Origin of the sequence: Streptomyces calidiresistens (assembly GCF_014141525.1) — a bacterium.
Taxonomy (GTDB): Bacteria; Actinomycetota; Actinomycetes; order Streptomycetales; family Streptomycetaceae; genus Streptomyces; species Streptomyces calidiresistens.
The window spans coordinates 1-494 of record NZ_VKHS01001536.1 but is presented as its reverse complement, the minus strand read 5'-3'; the positions used below and the strand labels follow the sequence as shown (position 1 = coordinate 494).

The 494-nt window shown below is 70.4% G+C and carries 1 protein-coding gene; it reads left to right on the top strand.

What is annotated here, in order from left to right; all coding sequences use genetic code 11:
• A partial coding sequence (locus FOE67_RS28185) for a hypothetical protein (protein ID WP_228474385.1) occupies positions 1 to 427 on the top strand: 427 nt, incomplete at its 5' end.
• Positions 428 to 494 lie beyond the last annotated feature (67 nt).

The window sequence follows — 494 nt, the reverse complement described above, 5'->3', positions numbered from 1 at the left end:
GTTTCGTCGGCAGCCGCAACCGTGTATAAGAGACAGCCCCTGGCACCCCGGAAGGACACCAGTGCCCGACACACCCGCGCACCTGCGACCCGGCGTCGCCCGCTACAGCAAAACGGGCCGGACGTGGACCCTGCTCGTCGACGACGACGTGCTCGCCTCCGTGGCCACCACCGGAGCCACCACCGTTCTCGCCACCAAACGCGGTGGCGCCACCAAGGAACAGAAGATCACCGGCCGGCACTGGCCGGCGAGCGAGCCCGGCCGGCACCACCTGGAACTCGCCCCGGAGGAACGCGCCCCCTGCGCGGAGTGCAACCGTCGCTGGCCGACCGACGCCATGGAAGAGGAACCCGACTCCTCCGGCATCGTCCTGCCGGTCTGCCCCCGCTGTGCGCGCCTGGCCCCGTACGAACGCTCCTACGCCTGACCCCTTCCGCACCGACACCCGAGGAGAAGCACCGATGATCCACATCACCACCCGCCTGTCCCCGCCC